The organism is Glycomyces tenuis DSM 44171 (genome assembly GCF_000427885.1).
Lineage (GTDB): Bacteria > Actinomycetota > Actinomycetes > Mycobacteriales > Micromonosporaceae > Glycomyces > Glycomyces tenuis.
In genome coordinates, this window is the sequence record NZ_ATYW01000002.1 from 61,026 (window position 1) to 76,350 (window position 15,325).

At 69.1% G+C, this 15,325-nt stretch carries 13 protein-coding genes; 7 read left to right on the top strand and 6 right to left on the bottom strand.

The features are described from left to right. The first annotated feature begins 226 nt into the window (after positions 1-226). Positions 227-1,474: an MFS transporter gene (locus YWW_RS27975; protein ID WP_035704006.1), complete on the top strand. Its 1,248-nt coding sequence runs from the start codon at positions 227-229 to the stop codon at positions 1,472-1,474. A gap of 389 nt (positions 1,475-1,863) precedes the next feature. Then, positions 1,864-3,042: a serine hydrolase domain-containing protein gene (locus tag YWW_RS27980; RefSeq protein ID WP_081687152.1), complete on the top strand. Its 1,179-nt coding sequence runs from the start codon at positions 1,864-1,866 to the stop codon at positions 3,040-3,042. Between the two features lie 196 nt (positions 3,043-3,238). On the opposite strand, the gene YWW_RS0102815 is transcribed toward YWW_RS27980, so the two are convergent. The 4 genes from YWW_RS0102815 to YWW_RS0102830 form a co-directional block, all read right to left on the bottom strand. Beyond that, positions 3,239-4,438: an MFS transporter gene (locus YWW_RS0102815; RefSeq protein WP_026928900.1), complete on the bottom strand. Its 1,200-nt coding sequence runs from the start codon at positions 4,436-4,438 to the stop codon at positions 3,239-3,241. 447 nt (positions 4,439-4,885) lie between these two features. Beyond that, positions 4,886-6,124: an RNA polymerase sigma factor gene (locus YWW_RS0102820; protein ID WP_026928901.1), complete on the bottom strand. Its 1,239-nt coding sequence runs from the start codon at positions 6,122-6,124 to the stop codon at positions 4,886-4,888. Next, positions 6,121-6,477 (bottom strand): YciI family protein, encoded by a 357-nt coding sequence (locus tag YWW_RS0102825; protein ID WP_026928902.1) that lies wholly within the window; start codon positions 6,475-6,477, stop codon positions 6,121-6,123. Before YWW_RS0102825 ends, YWW_RS0102820 begins: the two co-directional genes overlap by 4 nt. Before the next feature lie 193 nt (positions 6,478-6,670). After that, on the bottom strand, positions 6,671-7,378 hold the full coding sequence (locus tag YWW_RS0102830) for an alpha/beta fold hydrolase (protein WP_081687153.1): 708 nt from the start codon (positions 7,376-7,378) through the stop codon (positions 6,671-6,673). A gap of 383 nt (positions 7,379-7,761) precedes the next feature. Here YWW_RS0102830 and YWW_RS0102835 point away from each other — a divergent pair, with 383 nt between their 5' ends. Beyond that, on the top strand, positions 7,762-8,097 hold the full coding sequence (locus YWW_RS0102835; protein WP_026928904.1) for a hypothetical protein: 336 nt from the start codon (positions 7,762-7,764) through the stop codon (positions 8,095-8,097). A 5-nt stretch (positions 8,098-8,102) separates the two neighbouring features. Continuing rightward, positions 8,103-9,683, top strand: coding sequence for a hypothetical protein (locus YWW_RS0102840; protein WP_026928905.1), 1,581 nt, complete (start codon positions 8,103-8,105; stop codon positions 9,681-9,683). A 341-nt stretch (positions 9,684-10,024) separates the two neighbouring features. On the opposite strand, the gene YWW_RS0102845 is transcribed toward YWW_RS0102840, so the two are convergent. Both YWW_RS0102845 and YWW_RS0102850 read right to left on the bottom strand, forming a co-directional pair. Next, positions 10,025-10,501, bottom strand: a complete 477-nt coding sequence (locus YWW_RS0102845; RefSeq protein ID WP_026928906.1) for a VOC family protein — start codon at positions 10,499-10,501, stop codon at positions 10,025-10,027. 80 nt (positions 10,502-10,581) lie between these two features. Further along, positions 10,582-11,577 carry a sigma-70 family RNA polymerase sigma factor gene (locus YWW_RS0102850; RefSeq protein ID WP_035697200.1) on the bottom strand — a complete coding sequence of 332 codons (996 nt, stop codon included), beginning with the start codon at positions 11,575-11,577 and terminating at the stop codon, positions 10,582-10,584. Positions 11,578-12,156: 579 nt separating this feature from the next. Here YWW_RS0102850 and YWW_RS0102855 point away from each other — a divergent pair. From YWW_RS0102855 to YWW_RS0102865, 3 genes are all read left to right on the top strand, one after another. Further along, positions 12,157-13,158 carry an aldo/keto reductase gene (locus tag YWW_RS0102855; RefSeq protein ID WP_026928908.1) on the top strand — a complete coding sequence of 334 codons (1,002 nt, stop codon included), beginning with the start codon at positions 12,157-12,159 and terminating at the stop codon, positions 13,156-13,158. Positions 13,159-13,458: 300 nt separating this feature from the next. Beyond that, positions 13,459-14,376, top strand: a complete 918-nt coding sequence (locus YWW_RS0102860) for an alpha/beta fold hydrolase (protein WP_026928909.1) — start codon at positions 13,459-13,461, stop codon at positions 14,374-14,376. Between the two features lie 450 nt (positions 14,377-14,826). Continuing rightward, complete coding sequence (locus tag YWW_RS0102865) at positions 14,827-15,315, top strand: GNAT family N-acetyltransferase (RefSeq protein WP_035697199.1); 489 nt, start codon at positions 14,827-14,829, stop codon at positions 15,313-15,315. The last annotated feature ends 10 nt before the right edge of the window (positions 15,316-15,325 follow it).

The following is a 15,325-nucleotide window of genomic DNA, read 5'->3' on the forward strand; positions in this document are numbered from 1 at the left end:
TCACGGCACCCCTTGACCCGAAAGGAGTCGAGATGGGGCGGGGCCCGAGTCGGCCTGCGTTTCCGGCATGGGGCCGTCGCATCGCGATCCGGCGGCGTCGCATCATGGCCGAAGACCCGGCGTGTCCAGGACATCACCACCACCGAGGTCGAGGGCATCGAGGAGATGAGGTGCGCGGGCGAATGAGCGGCATCCGCGTCGGGCCTCCATCGGCTGCGACTCCAGCATGATGCCGTCGACCGGCCTCGCGCCGCCGCTGCGCAACCGCCGGTTCCTCACCGTCATGGGGGGCGAGGGCCTGTCGATGATCGGGGACGCGGCGTTCGCGATCTCGCTGGCATGGCTCGTCCTGCAGGCGACCGGTTCGGTGGCCGCCTTGACCGGCGTCATGCTGGCCCAGGCCGTCCCGCGCGGCATGCTGCTCCTGCTGGGAGGCTCGGTCACCGACCGGTTCACGCCTCGGGCGGTCATGCTCGTCTGCCACGTGTCGCGAGCCGCCGCCATGGCCGTCACCGCGGTCGCGGTGATGACCGGCGGCTGGAACCTGTGGCTCTTGTATGCGCTCTCGGCGCTGGTGGGAGTTGCGGGGGCGTTCTTCACTCCGGCTGCCGAGTCGGTCCTTCCGCAACTGCTCAGGACCGTCGACTACGCGCGCGGCAACGCGATACAGAGCCTGATGGAGCAGTTGTCCTTCCTGGTCGGCCCGCTGATCGGAGGTGCTCTCGCGACGGCGTACGGGGCGGGAACGGCCATAATGGTCAACGCGGTCACCTTCGGGATCGCGGCGATGACGTGTCTGGCGGTGCCACGCACGGCGACCGGCGGCGACGGCTCCGACGCGCCCGTCGGCGTCGCGCGCCACCTGCTCGAAGGCTTGAAGCACGCGTGGACCGGCTATAACGTACGGCTGGTGTTGCTGGTGGTCTCCGCGGCGACGCTGAGCTACTCCGGCCTGTTCGCGATCGGCCTGCCGACGCTCGCCCAGTCCCTGGGCTCGTCGGCACTGGGCCTGTCGATCCTCGTCTCGTCCTGGGGCGCCGGCCAACTCATCGGCACCGTGGCGGCGGCCATCACCGGCCTGCCCGCCCGATGGGGTGTGCTCATCATCTCCATGACACTCGTCGAAGGGGTCGTCTTCATCCTCCTGGGCCAGGCGACGAGCGTCTGGTGGGCCGCAGCGCTCCTCGTCCCGCTGGGCATCGGCGTGGCCTACAGCTCCGATGTCGCGTTGCCCACCTTCATCCAGACCACGACCCCGCCCCACCTGCTGGCCCGCATCAGTTCGATCCTCGCCCTCCCGCGCGCGGTGTTCGAGCCGCTGTCGATCGTATTGCTCGGGCTGGTCCTGGAGCGCTCGGTCGCATGGGGATTCGCCGCCGCCGCACTGCCGGTGCTCCTCGTCGGCGTCATCCTCGCCTTCGACCGGCGCGCCCGCGGCCTGTCGGGTCCACATCTCGCTGAACGCCATTGGTGATCGAGCACCGCGAGCTGTCGTTCGCGACCGTATGATCACGGGAGAATGCCGCGTCGAGGCTTCACAGTGGCGATACCGAAGGGTGCGCGATTGCCTGCTCGACGGCCCAACGGATGCGGCTCGGGCCGATGATCCGTTTCCGTCCGCGCTGGGGGATGATCGGCTCGATGCGCTTGGCACGCAGTCAGTCCCTGAACGTTCTGGAATCGTGGCCGCCGTCGCCCAGGATGTGGGGCATGTTGCCTCTGGCACTCACGATCACCAGCCTTTGGGAGTGGGAGTGCGGTGTGGATCGAGGTTCGCGCGTGGGGCAGGTCAGGCTAACCTGATGCCGTTTCGTACAGGCAGAGGTACTGCGTCTCCGGTCCGTGGCTCGTAGCCTCGGGGCCATGAAGAAACCAGTGCTCATCACCGCGGTCCTGGCACTCGGCCTCGTCGCCGCCACCGGCACCGCGCACGCGACGGCGCCTCCCTCCGAAAACCTCGACACCGATCTCCTCGAATCCAAGCTCGACGCGTTCGCGAGGCTGGCCGACCACGCCGTGCTCGCCGAGGTCCGAGACGGGGCCGAGACCTGGTCCGAGGCGATCGGACCCAGAAGCCTTGACTCGGACGCTGAGGACGCCAGATCGGATGACCGGGTCCGCATCGGCAGCGCCACCAAGTCGTTCACGGCCACCGTCCTCGTCCAGCTCGAAGGCGAAGGCGTGGTCGACCTCGACGACCCGATCGGCGACCACCTTCCCGGTCTCCTGCCCTATGAGGAGGATCCGACCGTTCGTCAGATCCTCACGCACACCAGCGGCCTGATCGACTTCCTGCCGCGTCTCTACCCGTCGCTGGCCGAGGGCGACATCAGCGACATCCGCGAGGGCTACCGGACCGACTACGAACCGGAAGAGCTCATCGGCATCGCCACCGAAGACCCGCTGCTGTTCGAACCAGGCACCGGCTATTCGTACTCCAACGCGGGCTACATGGTCCTCGGCCTGCTCATCGAAGGACTGACCGGCAACACGCTCGGCCACGAGCTCGAAGCACGGATCCTCGAACCCGCCGGCCTCGACCGCACCTACTTCCTGGACGAGCACCGCGACGGCATCCGCGGCCCCCACCCGGTGCCGTACATCACGACCGGCGAGAGCGACGAGCCGTACTTCGACACCACGGCCCTGTCCACCACGCAGCTGTGGGCCGGCGGCGGGATCGTCTCGACGATGGGCGACATGAACGACTTCTACGACGCGCTCACCGACGGGACCCTGCTGACCGACGAGCAATTGGCCGAGGCCACCGACTTCGTCGACACCGGCTCGGATTTCCAGTATGGGCTGGGCCTGTTCGGGCAGCGGTTCGGCTGCCCCGACGACCCCGAGGAGGTCTTCATCGGGCACACCGGCGACGCTCTCGGACATGAACTGTCGTCGTTCCACTCCATCGACGGCGAACGGCAGGTCACGGTGGCCTGGAACATCGGTGACAAGCACGGATACACCGACCCCGACACCTTCGACGAAACGCTGCGCGCGTTCCTCGTTGCCGGACTGTGCGGCACCGACCCCGAATGAGGCGGCGCAGTCGACGATGCGCCGCTTGACGCTGAACTGAGAGGATTCCGCCGATGCCTGTGACGCGCCGGAAAGTTCAGCCCGCAGCCTAGGACCGAGACTTTGCAGGTGGTCGATCGCATGAAGACATCGCTGGTCTTCGAGGGCGTCGAGTCGCCGGAGCTCGGCCCCGATGTGCTTGCGGCGGGAACCGGCGTCATCGGCGCCTCAGCGAGAACCCGACCGTGACCGCGGTTGCGATCGTGAGGAGCGGGACGAGCGCGGACATGGTGGAGACGAGCCCGATCATGTCGGCCATGGTGCCGATGAGTCCGGGCCCGAGCAGGATGCCCATGTAGGCGAAGCTCGTGAACCGCGCGACGGCCACCGCGGCCGAGGCGTCGTCGGAGGCTGCGCGACCGACTTCGCTGAACAGCAGCGGCAGCTGGACCGACAGCCCCAGTCCGCCGACGGCGAAGCCTCCGATGGCGGCGAGTGGTTCGCTCGCCCCGATCCCGACCGCCAGCCCGGCGATGCCCAGGGCGCCTCCGATGGCGAATACCGATCGCGCGCCCCAGCGGGTCGCCGCCGCGTCTCCGAGGGTGCGACCGACGGTCTGGCCCAGCGCGTAGCCGGTGAGGGCTCCCGCGCTGAGGGTGAGGGAGGCGCCGCGCGCGTCGTGCAGGAGCACGCCGCCCCAGCCGAGGACGCCGCCCTCGCACACCATGAGCACCGCCGCCGTCAGGCCGAGAAGGACCGTATTCCTCGACCATCGCACCCGCCGCCGCGGTGGGGCGACGTCCGGAGCGCGCTCTCGGTCATCGGGACGTGGTTGCCGCAGGTGCCGCATTGCGAACAGTCCGCCAGTGAGGGCGACGACCGCGACCACTGCGCATCGGGCTGGCAGGTCCATTGCGGCGGCGGCCATCGCGCCCATCGCGAGGGACGCGGCGACGGCGCTCACGCTCCAGGCAGCGTGGCAACTGCCGAGCACGCGGCGATCGGTTCGCCGTTCGACGCCCACTGCGTGAGCGTTCATAGCCGCGTCCGTGGTGCCGTGGACGAGACCGAATACGGTGACCACGGCGAGCAGCCAGCCGAACCCTGGCACGAACCCCAACGCGACCAGCAGCGGCGGCATCGTCAGCAGTGAACGGCGGAGCACCGCGCCGCTGCCGACGGCCGACACGAGTCTCCCGGCGGCCTGCATCGCTACGAGCGCGGAGAGGGCGAACACGAGGCTGACCAGCCCTATCCCGCTGTCGCTCAACCCGTGCGCCGATTTGAGCGCCGGCAGCGACACGATGTAGGCGGCGCATACCAAGCCGTTCAGGAAGAACACGGAACGGACCGGCCATCGGCCGGTATCGCTCGCCGTCGGCTGCCGCGACCCTTCGACCATCACCGCTGCGGACATGGCTGCCCCTCTCGTCCACCCGGCCTTGTGCCGGGCCCTTGTCAAGACGACGATCCAGCGACACCGGAATCGACATGTTCCATCGCGATCTGCGAGAAAACCGACTTGCGGTCGCGGAGCGATCAGACCAGATCGAGTCCATGGCCCGGCGGGAGCCCGGACAAGCAATCGAGGGGCGTGACGAATGCGGCGGTCAATGCGACCGAACGGTGGAGACAGCGCTTGGCCCGGGACCTCACTCGAACGCAGGATCCGCTACGCCGGGTGCCCCCTGGCTTGAACCTCGGCGCGCTGGAGGCCGCGGGCACCACCGGGGTCCACACTGCTCGGACGGCCGCCGACGGCAGCCCTGTGGCCGTTGCCAGGACCGCAGCCAACTGGATTCGACGGCGTAGCCCGCTTCATTGGTTGCAGCCGTAGTCGGTCTCGGCTGGCGGCGGTCGGTCTTCACCGTGGCAGGTGGTGGCGAACCTCGGCGAGCCGGTCGGAGAGGAATCCGCGTTCGGCGTCGTTGTCGGTCAAAAGCAGGGCCTCCTCATAGGCTTCGGCCGCCTGCGTCCATTGGTGCAGTTGCCGCTGGAAGTCGGCCCGGACGGCGCTGACGTAGCCATAGGTCGCCAGCGCCGGCTCGTCTGAAAGGGCGGCAAGCGCCTCGAGGCCGGCTCGCGGGCCGTCGCGCAGGCCCACCGCCACGGCCCGGTTGAGCTCGACGACCGGCGAGGGCCACACGCGGCGCAGGACATCGTACAGCCCGACGATCTCCGTCCAATCGGTCTGCTGCCACGTGGGCGCCTCGCTGTGCACCGCCGCGATCGCGGCCTCGACGGCGTACCGTGTCGGCGGCCGACGCCGCAGCGCGTCGGTCAGCAGCCCGACGCCCTCCTCGATCATCCGGCGGTCCCAGCGGGTGCGATCCTGCTCCGACAAGAGCAGCAGCCGGCCCGTGGCCGACAGACGGGTCTCCGCACGCGCGTCGATGAGCAGCATGAGTGCGAGCAAGGCGCTCGCCTCGGCGTCGTTCGGCATGAGCAGGTGCAGCATGCGAGCCAGATTCAGCGCGCTGTCCACCAGGTCGCGGCGCACCAGTTCGGTGCCGACCGGTGCCGTGTGGCCGGTGGTGAAGACCAGGTGGACCACCTCCAGGACGGGGCCGAGTCGCTCAGCCAGCTGGTCCGGCGAGGGCACCCGATACGGGATCCGTGCCGTGGCGATCTTCTTCTTGGCCCGGGCGACCCGCGCGGCCATGGCGTCCTCCGACACCAGGAACGCGCGGGCCACCTCGACCGTCGACAGCCCGCACACCAGCCGCAGTGTCAGGGCGACCTGGGCCTCGCGGGACAAAGCGGGGTGGCAGCAGGTGAAGACCAGCCGCAGGCGATCGTCGTCAAGGGCGTCCTCGGGCCCGGGCGTCGACTCGTCCAGCACCAGCTTCGGCAACGTCCGCTGCCACACCTGCCTGCGGCGCATCACATCCAGGGCCCGATTGCGCGCGGTGGTCGTCAGCCAGGCGCCGGGCCGATGCGGGATGTCCGAGGCCGTCCAAGTCCGCAACGCCTGCGCGTAGGCCTCTTGCGTGCACTCCTCCGCGAGGTCAAGGTCGCGGGTCAGGGCCGCGGTGGCAGCGAGGACCCGGGACCATTCGTGGCGGTGCGCTCGCGCCAGTGCCGCCACGACCTCCTCGCTCATCGGTGGTCCACCACCGGGCGTATCTCCACCCCGCTGTGACCGGCAGTCGCTTCGTACAGGTGCCCGGCCAGAGCCATCACCTCGTCGAGGTCACCGGCCTCGATCAGGTAGTAGCCGCCCACCGCCTCCTTGGTCTCCAGGAACGGCCCGTCGGTCACGGCCAGCCGCCCTTCGGCGTCCGCGCGCAGTGTCGTGGCGACGCTGGCCGGCTCCAGCTCCCGGCCGTCGAGAACGGCCGACCCGGCCGCGGCGACCAGCGCACGATGCCCTTCGACCAGCGCCTGTCGCTCTTGATCGGGCATCCCGGCCCATCGCCGCTCGTCGCCGTGAATGAGAAGCAGATACTTCGGCATGACAGCCATCCTTTCGCAACAGCCCCCGATGGGCTCGTCTACAGATACGACGAACGCGGCGGGCGCCGGATCGACAACTCCGGGAAGAACTTTTCCCAGGACCAGCCCGACTGCGAGCCCGCCCGCCACCGGACCATGGCGGCTCGATCGTTCCGTCCGCGAAGGCCCGTGTTCTCCGGGGCGCGTTCGCGGCTCAGGTTGTGATGAAATCGATTGCGGCTGCGCGGAACTCTGGCGACATCAGCGCGCCGCCGTGGTCTCCGGGCACGGAAAGGAACGTCGCCGTCGGGATGCCCGCGGCGAGGGCTTCAAGCGCTGCGGCGCCGTCGTCGGTGCCGCAGACGATGAGCGTCGGCACCGTCGGCACGTCGGCCGCAGCGTCGAACGCCTCGATCTGGAGCCCTTCGATGAGCCACAGCGCAGTGACCGTATCGACGCCGTTCGAGGTGATCATGCCGGCGAGCATGCCGATGCTCTCGTCAGGCGGCTCGATCTCGCCGCGGGTGACGGCGCCGAGCAAGTCGATGTCGATGTCGGTGCGCCGGCTCGGGTCCATGCCGCCGAGTACGAGGCGGCGCACCCGGCCGGTCGCGGCAAGGGTCCAGGCGAGTCGGGCGCCGAGGGAGTAACCGACGACGTCGGCCCGCTCCTGCCCGGTGGTGTCGATCGCGTCCACCATGGCGGCCACGATCGCCGAAGGTGGGATCGTGCCGCGGTCGGCGGTGGGGGAGTCGCCATGTCCGGGGAGGTCGATGCCGACCGCGCCGCGCCCGGCGTCGGCCAGCGACTGGGGCCAACCGGGGTCGATCCAGTCCAGTTTCGTGCTGCGATGGAGGCCGTGCAAGAGCAGTACAGGTTGCTCGCCGGGAAACGGATGGACGGCCAACGCTGGCGGAGTCATAGCCCTACTCTTTCAGGGGTGGGCGCGATTCTCAAGTGTCGACCTCTGCCGTGGGCACCCAAGCCAACCGAACGCCGCATGTCTCGGGCGAGTCCGGAGTAACGTGCGGTGATTGGAGTTCCTCCATGGATTCTGAATGCGGCTTGAGATGCAAGGAGGCTCAAGTGAATTCACGAAGCAGATCCGTTACTATCGTGATTGGCCGGTCCTGTCACTGTACCGCTGGCTCATTGCCTTGGCATCACTGATCTGGCTACCCGGATAGTAGGAACGGGATTCGTCGGATTTCTGACAGCGCCAATTCGTATCCTCCTACTTCATGACGAAACCTCCACTTGCTACGGTGACGAAATCGTAGGACCCGGCCGCAGGTGGAGGATGCCATGGCAGGCGGCAGCAGAAGTTTCGACCCCGAGTCGGCCCAAGCGTTCACCGACCTTCTCACCAGTCAAGTCGATCTCATCGACACGCAGATCATCGAGGGCTATTTCAAAGGGAACGGCGTGCTCACTCGGATGCCGGCCTTCGGGGTCGGCGAGAACGCCGAGGAGCTCGGCGGAAAGTACCGGGAGTTCCACGGCGGCGTCTGGGACGACTTGCATGTCGTCCGCGCCGACCTGCTCGGGTACATAACCGTGCTCCAAGACATGATCGAGAACCACGTGGAGTCCGACAGCGCCTCCGCTCAGGAACTCCAAGCGGCCAATCCGGAGAGTTGACGACCATGACCGACCGAACCGCTCCCTCCGCGGAACTCGACGATCAGATCTACGATTCGAGCTCCAGCGACATTCTCCACAGCCGGCTCCTCGATTCCAGGGCCGGATGCGACAGCAACGGCAGCGCGTGCGGCAACACCGAGAACTCCCCCGGCCACCCGCTGGAATGGGACTGGATCAAACTCGCGGCACCGCTCCCGACGCACAACACCGGCATCGATCTCCAAAGCCATCCCAACGTCGCCTATCCGGGGGAAGGACTCAGCGGCGCCATCCGCGAGGCGCTGCGTCCTCCTGGGATCGCGGACCACTCGATCGAACTCATCTGCGACGACGGCTGGAACGCCCTGCTCGACTCCGAGCTCAGCGATATGCCGGACCTACTGGACCTCAAGCTGGGCGAACTCTCCCAAACCTGGTCGGGCGAGGACTTCGATGCCTTCGCCGAGGAGGTGACCGCGACGGTGAGCAAGGCGCGGCGACTGCTCACCGACATCGAGCAGGGTTTCAGCGAACTGAAAGACGCCGGCGAAGCGATCTACGCAGCGCAAGGCGAGGGCGGTGGGATGCTCTACCCGGCCCCGATGGTCTGGAAGGCCGAGCCCGGAAACTACGGCCAAGGTTCGAAGATCCACGTCCGTCCTCCGTTCACCGACGGGGACTGCGCGAAAACTCGGGACGAAGGCGAGGTCTGGCGGATGCTCGGGCTCGGGACCGACATGGACGCGGTCCACGAGCAGAACGTCGAGGCCCGGGCCGAAGTGCTCATCCAGCGAGACGCCGCACGCGACGTGGCTCCCAACCCGAGCTCGGCGCGGGCCCTCGCCGAGGAAGAGTACGAAGCCCACTTCGACGACTTCTCCTACCGCAAGGCCGAGGAGCATCGGCTCATCGCCGCGGGCCACAATGACGTCCTGCAGTCGGCGGTGTACAACGTGCAGGACGCCCAGTCCCGGCCCGCTCTCGCAGTGGCGACAGCGACCCCGTCCACTGTCGCTGACGACGAGGCCCTCGGTCACGACCGGCCCTCGCTCACTTCCCCGCCTCCGCCCGATCCGATCCCGTCACCGAGCATGGCCGACTACAACCCGCCCGAATCGCAGCCGACGGACTACGGCTTTCCGTCACCCGATACGGAGGGAACCATCAGCCCGCCGTCCGGAAGTCCGTCCGGTTCCCATGGTCCGGGATCGGATCTGACCAGTTCAGACCCGACCGGCTCGGACCCTTGGGAATCCGCGACCGGGGCCGATGGCGACGTCGGCGGCGGTCTCGCCTCGGGCGGAGGCCTCGGCGGCGGGGCAGGCGCCGGGCTCGGGGCCGGCAGCGGCGGCATCGGTTCGGGCGCGGGCGGCGCCGGTTCGGGAATGGTCGCCGCTCCCGGCGGAGCCGGCGGTCTACGCTCCCCGGCCAGTCTCGCCGCCAACCGTATCGCCGGCGCCCGCGGCGGAATGCCCGGTGCGCCCGGCGCGCGCGGAGCGGCGACGAACGACGACGCCGTGAACGGCCGGGAGACTTGGCTGCTGGAGGACGATGAGGAGATCTGGGGGCCCAAGATCGATGAGGAGGGCGATCCCCTCGCCTGACCCTCGGACACCCCCGTGCAAGGAGTCGACCGTCGACAGGCCTCTCGGCCGTGGCACACGAGAAAGGGTCGACCGCAGCCATGGGCCTGCCTCTCGTTCCCGTCGTGGCGCAAGCCCGCCTGGACCGAATGGGCCGTCTCGCGGGCTGCGCGGACCAGTCGTTTGACGCTGCGGATGCTGATGCCGCAGGTCGCCGCGAGGTCGTTGTGCGGGGTGCCGTCGCTGAACGCGACAGCGATCTCGCGTCGCTGGTCAGCGGTGAGCCTGCGGTCCAGCGCGTGTGGTCGCGTCGCGGGCGCGGCGTCCGGGAACGACGGTTTCCGCGTGGGAGCCGGGGCGCTTCAGGAGTCGCCGCGGTAGGCCCGGTCGAGTTCGGCGATGTCGATTCTGGTCATCCGGTAGGTCGCCTCGACCACACGCTGCGATCCCTCGGGATCGGAGCCGTAGATGTAGTCCTCGGCCACTGCGGCGGTGATCTGCCAGGGAAGTCCGTAGCGGTCGGTGAGCCAGCCGCAGACCTGGGTCTCGCCGTCCTCGCCGAGCCGCTGCCACAGGTCGTCGATCTCGGCTTGGGTATCGCAGCGCACCAGCAGCGAGGCGCCTTCGGCGAAGGAGAACTCGGGGCCGCCGTTGACGGCGAGGAACTTCTGTCCGAGCATCTCGAAGCGGATGGTCCGGACCGCTCCCTCCGGCCCGGGCTCGTCGGCGCGGAAACGGGTGATGCCGGTGATCCGGGAGCCCGGGATGACCGAGGTGTAGAACTCCACGGCCTCTTCGGCCCGGTCCTTGAAGGCGAGGTGGGTGACGATCTCTCGCATTGGGTTCTCCTTGCGCGTCGGTAGATGCCTGACGTCTGTATAACCCGCGGTGGTCACCGGATTCATCGCATGGAGTCGGATCAGTTCGGGATTTCCTCGGGAAGGCCGAACATGGTGAGGTCAGCGGTCAGGAAGGAGACCACATCGGCGATCCCCCCGCCGCGCAGGGCGAGCAAGTCCAGTCCCGCCGACCGGTAGGCGGCCCGGTCCTCGTCCCACAGATAGGTGCCGAATGCGAGCTGCCCGTTCGCCTGAGCCGGCAGGAAGCGCCACCGCAGCCTCATCGGCTTCGCGATCAGGAACGCCCTGATGCCGGCGGGGCCTTCGAACCATTCGTGCAACGGCGGCATCGAGTATCTGGCGTCCTCGCTCAGCAACGCCACGATTTCATCGACGTCCCCTTGTTCCCAAGCGCTCGCATACCGGGCGGCCAGTCGGCGCAAACCGCTCTCGCCCACGTCGCTCAAGGCCGCCTGTTGGCTGCGGTCGGGCCGCCGGGCGCGCATGGTCGCGCGGGCGCGCTGGAGCGCGCTGTTGACCGACGCGGCCGTGGCGTCCAGCAGCAGCGCGGTTTCGCCGGCGGAGAACTGGAGGACATCGCGCAGCACCAGCACGGCGCGCTGACGGGGCGGTAGGTGTTGCAGTGCGGCGACGAAGGCCAGCTCCACGCTCTCCCGTGCCACGGAGCGCGCCTCCGGTTCCAGGTCGGCCAGTCCCAGGCGCCGGTCGGGGTACGGTTCCAGCCAGGCCGTCTCGGCCAGCGGCGCGCCCGGCCCGAGATCGGTGGGAAGCTCGCGGCGGCCGCGCCGCTCGATCAAGGTGAGACACCGGTTGGTGGCGATCTTGTACAGCCAGGGACGGATCGAACCGCGGCCGTCGAACCCGCCCAACCCTCGCCACGCCCGCACCAGGGCGTCTTGGAGGCCGTCCTCGGCATCGTGCACCGAGCCGAGCATCCGGTAGCAGTGCGCTTGCAGCTCAGCGCGAAACGGATCCACCAGCCGGTCGAACGCCGCCGGATCGCCCGCCCGCGCGGCGTCGAGCAACCGCGCCTCCCGCGCCGCGTCCCGCACCATCCACCCTCCCGGTTCCGCCGCCTGGACCGACCTCACGCCATGATCACACACGAACCGGGGAAACAGGCCCTGAGGCCGAGAGCCGGTCGATTCTTCCGTCACCGTGGTCCGGCGGACATCAGGACGGCCGAACGGGTCAGCGAGTCCGTGGGTGAGCGGTGGCGGCGGACTCCGCTCGGGCGGCCCGAGCGTCCAGATGCCGGATCGAAGGCGTCTCCGATGCGGCTCAGGGAGGCGTCTACCTGCGCGTCTGGCTTCGAATAAGCGTGCGGGAGGTCCACACCACCGCCTCCCTCACGGGGCCCATGTGATCGCCTGTGACCGGGAGCCGGACGCAGGCGACCAAGTTTTCTGGCGCTCTGCCGCGTGCGGGCGGGTCTTGGCTTGACCACCGCACCCACCGTGACCAGAAGCCATCCGGCCGCCGACCCGGGCCGGCGGATATCTGAACATCGTTGCTCCACAACAGCAAAGGTCAACGACCGGCAATCCGACACCGCTGCTTGCGGCGGTCAAGACCCGCCCACGCTTCGAATCGGCCTTGACCTGGAGTGCACTCCAGGCCCTAGCGTCCAGGACATGGAATACCGATACCTCGGCCGAACCGGCCTGAAAGTCAGTGAACTCTGCCTGGGCACCATGTCCTTCGGCGCCGCGACGGACGAACCGACGGCCCACCGCATGCTCGACCGCTTCACCGAAGCGGGCGGCGACTTCATCGACACCGCCGACGTCTACAGCGCCGGCGAATCGGAGTCGATCCTCGGACGGTGGCTGGAGCGACGCTCGCGCGACGACCTCGTCATCGCCACCAAAGCCTACGGCGACATGGGCCCGGCATCGAACGACGGCGGCGCCGGACGCAAGCACCTCCTCAGCGCCGTCGAGGCGAGCCTGCGCCGGTTGCGGACCGACTACATCGACCTGTACCAGATCCACGTGTTCGACGACGCGACGCCGATCGAGGAGACACTGTCGACGCTCGATGACCTGGTGCGCAGTGGCAAGGTTCGGTTCCTCGGCGCCAGCAACTACGCCGGCTGGCAGCTCCAGAAGTCGATCGACACGTCCCGCCTGCACGGCTGGGAGCCGTTCGCGTGCCTCCAGCCGCTCTACAACCTGCTCGACAGGGAGACCGAATGGGACCTGATCCCGGTTTGCCGGAACGAAGGCGTGGGCGTCATCCCCTGGAGTCCGCTCCGCGGCGGATGGCTGGGCGGCCGGTACCGGAGGAACATGACCGCGCCGCCCCCGGGAAGCCGCGCTGAAGCCGATGCCGAGCACTCGTCCGACCCCTGGGACGCCGGCGCCGACGACCGCACCTGGAAGGTCATCGACACGCTCCTCGAAGTGGCCCAGAAGTCCGGCCGCACCCCGGCCCAAGTGGCATTGCGCTGGCTCATGGACCAGCCGGGGGTGACCGCCCCGATCATCGGCGCGCGCACGCCGGAGCACCTGGAGGACAACCTCGCCGCGGCCGAGGTCTCCCTGGAGCGCGAACACGCCGACCTCCTCACCGAAGCCGGCGACAGGCCGAAGCCCTACCCGTTCGGCCTCCTGGAACGCTTCCACCGTCGCTGAACCGAGCTCCGCCGTCCGCTCGTGCCGGGCTGACCGCCACGAGTGGACGGCGGAGGCCGTGTCACGCGACGGCGGCCCCCTCGAGCTCGGCCATTGGGGCGAGGATCGCCAGTCGCATCACTCCGAGCACCGCGGGGTGTCATCCGCGGTCGCGTTGCCGCGAGTTCCGGAGGCCCGGGTCTCAGGGTGTCGACACCGAAGGGTCGGGTCCCGGCGTCGTCGGCGGCCGGGCCGCCGTGCCGCGGCCGTGTCCGCATCTTGTGCGGCATAGACCAGGCTGCCGCCGGGTAGTCGTCTTCTATGATCGCTTCGCGAGTTCGGCATCGGTATGCGGACGTCGAGGGAGTCCGCCTCTTCTACCGCGAGGCCGGGAGTGCGGACAGTCCGGTCTCGTTGTTGCTTCTGCACGGCTTTCCGAGTTCGTCGCACATGTTCCGCCACGTCATGGAGCCGCTGGCTGATTCGGGAGCGCGCGTCCTGGCGCCGGACCTCCCCGGCTTCGGGCTTTCGTCGTTGCCGGAGCCCGGCGGCGAGTACACCTTCGCCTGGATCGCCGACGTCGTCGAGGCGTGGGCGAGCCGGCTCGGTGTGGGCGGCAGGATCCTGTACCTGCATGATTTCGGCGCGCCGGTCGGGTATCACCTCGCGACGCGCGCCCCATCGACGGTGCGTGGTCTGATCGTCCAGAACGGCAATGCACATGAAGAGGGCCTCAGCAGCGAGTGGGACGTCTGCCGTGCCTACTGGGCGGATCCGACCGAGGAGAACAAGAGCCGGATCGAACCGTGGCTGCATTATGAGGGAACCAAGCACCAGTACCTTTGGGCGCTGCCGGATCGGATCGCCGAGCTCGTTCCACCCGAGACCTGGGAGCTCGATTGGCGTGCGATCTCCCGCGGCCACGGCATCGAGGCCCAGTGGGAGCTGTTCACCGACTACCGGTCGCACGTCGCGCGCTTCGCCGAGATCAGCCGCTACCACCGGCGGCACCGGCCTCCGACGCTCATCGTGTGGGGTGTCCACGACCCCTACTACGATCTCGAGGAGGTGCTCGCCTACCACCGTGACCTCCCGACCGCCGAGAGCCACCTCCTGGACGCCGGGCACTACCTCCTGGAGACCCATGGCCGGGAGTGCCTGTCGCTCATGCGCCCCTTCGTCGCTCGCCTCGTCGAGCAGGGCGGGTGGCGAGGGGCGGTCGATCGGCTCTCGCGCTGACCGTCCACCGCCGGTGCGGTCGGGCTCGCCCGAGAGGAGCGTTCCCCGCCGATGTCGACAACGCGTGGCCGGTTCCGAGGCACCTGTGCGACCGCGCCTCATGAAAGGGGGGCAAGACCCTGCCCGACCACGACACGCCCGCCGCGCCCGAACCGAGCGAGGAGCCGCGCCGCTGGCCGACTCGTCGACGGAGCGGCTCGCCGCCCCGGCACAACGCACTTCACGGCTTGTCAGGCGGCCGCCGCGTCCGCGGACCGGCCGACCGCCAGCCGTCCCGCCCCCCCATGGCTCGGGTGGCGGCCTCGCCCGCATCGGACGTCATTGGGCTCGAGCCTGCTCGTGCCGCAGGGCCCGCGACGCACGTGTGCGAGTGGGCCCGCTCCCCTTCAAAGGGGAACGCGGACGGCGGCGAGGACCGAAACTCCGCCCCGTCCTGCTTATGCTCTGGGTATGGAGTTCGCAGGAGCGATACGTGCCGCCCGCGACGGGGACGCCCCGCGCATCGCCGCCATCTGGCACGAGGCGTGGGGCGACGGCCATGCCGGGCTCGTCCCGGAGGAGTTGTACGCGCACCGCACCGGGAAGTCGTTCCTGCCACGGGCCCGAGCCCGGATCGCCCGCACCAGAGTCGCCGAGGTGGACGGCGTGATCGTCGGTTTCACCACCGTCGTCGATGACGAAGTGGAGCAGGTGTTCGTGGATCGGGCGGCGCGCGGGACGGGTGTCGCGAGGGCGCTCCTTCGCGACGCGGAGACCGTCGTCCGGGCGGCGGGCCACCGCCGGGCATGGCTCGCGGTGGTCGACGGAAACGCGCGCGCGCAGGCGTTCTACCAGCGAGCGGGTTGGCGGGACGTGGGGGCGATCGATTACCGCGCCGAGATTCCCGGCGGTGCGATCCCGGTGCCCACCAGACGGTACGAGCGCGAACTCGACCGCTGAGGCGCAGACC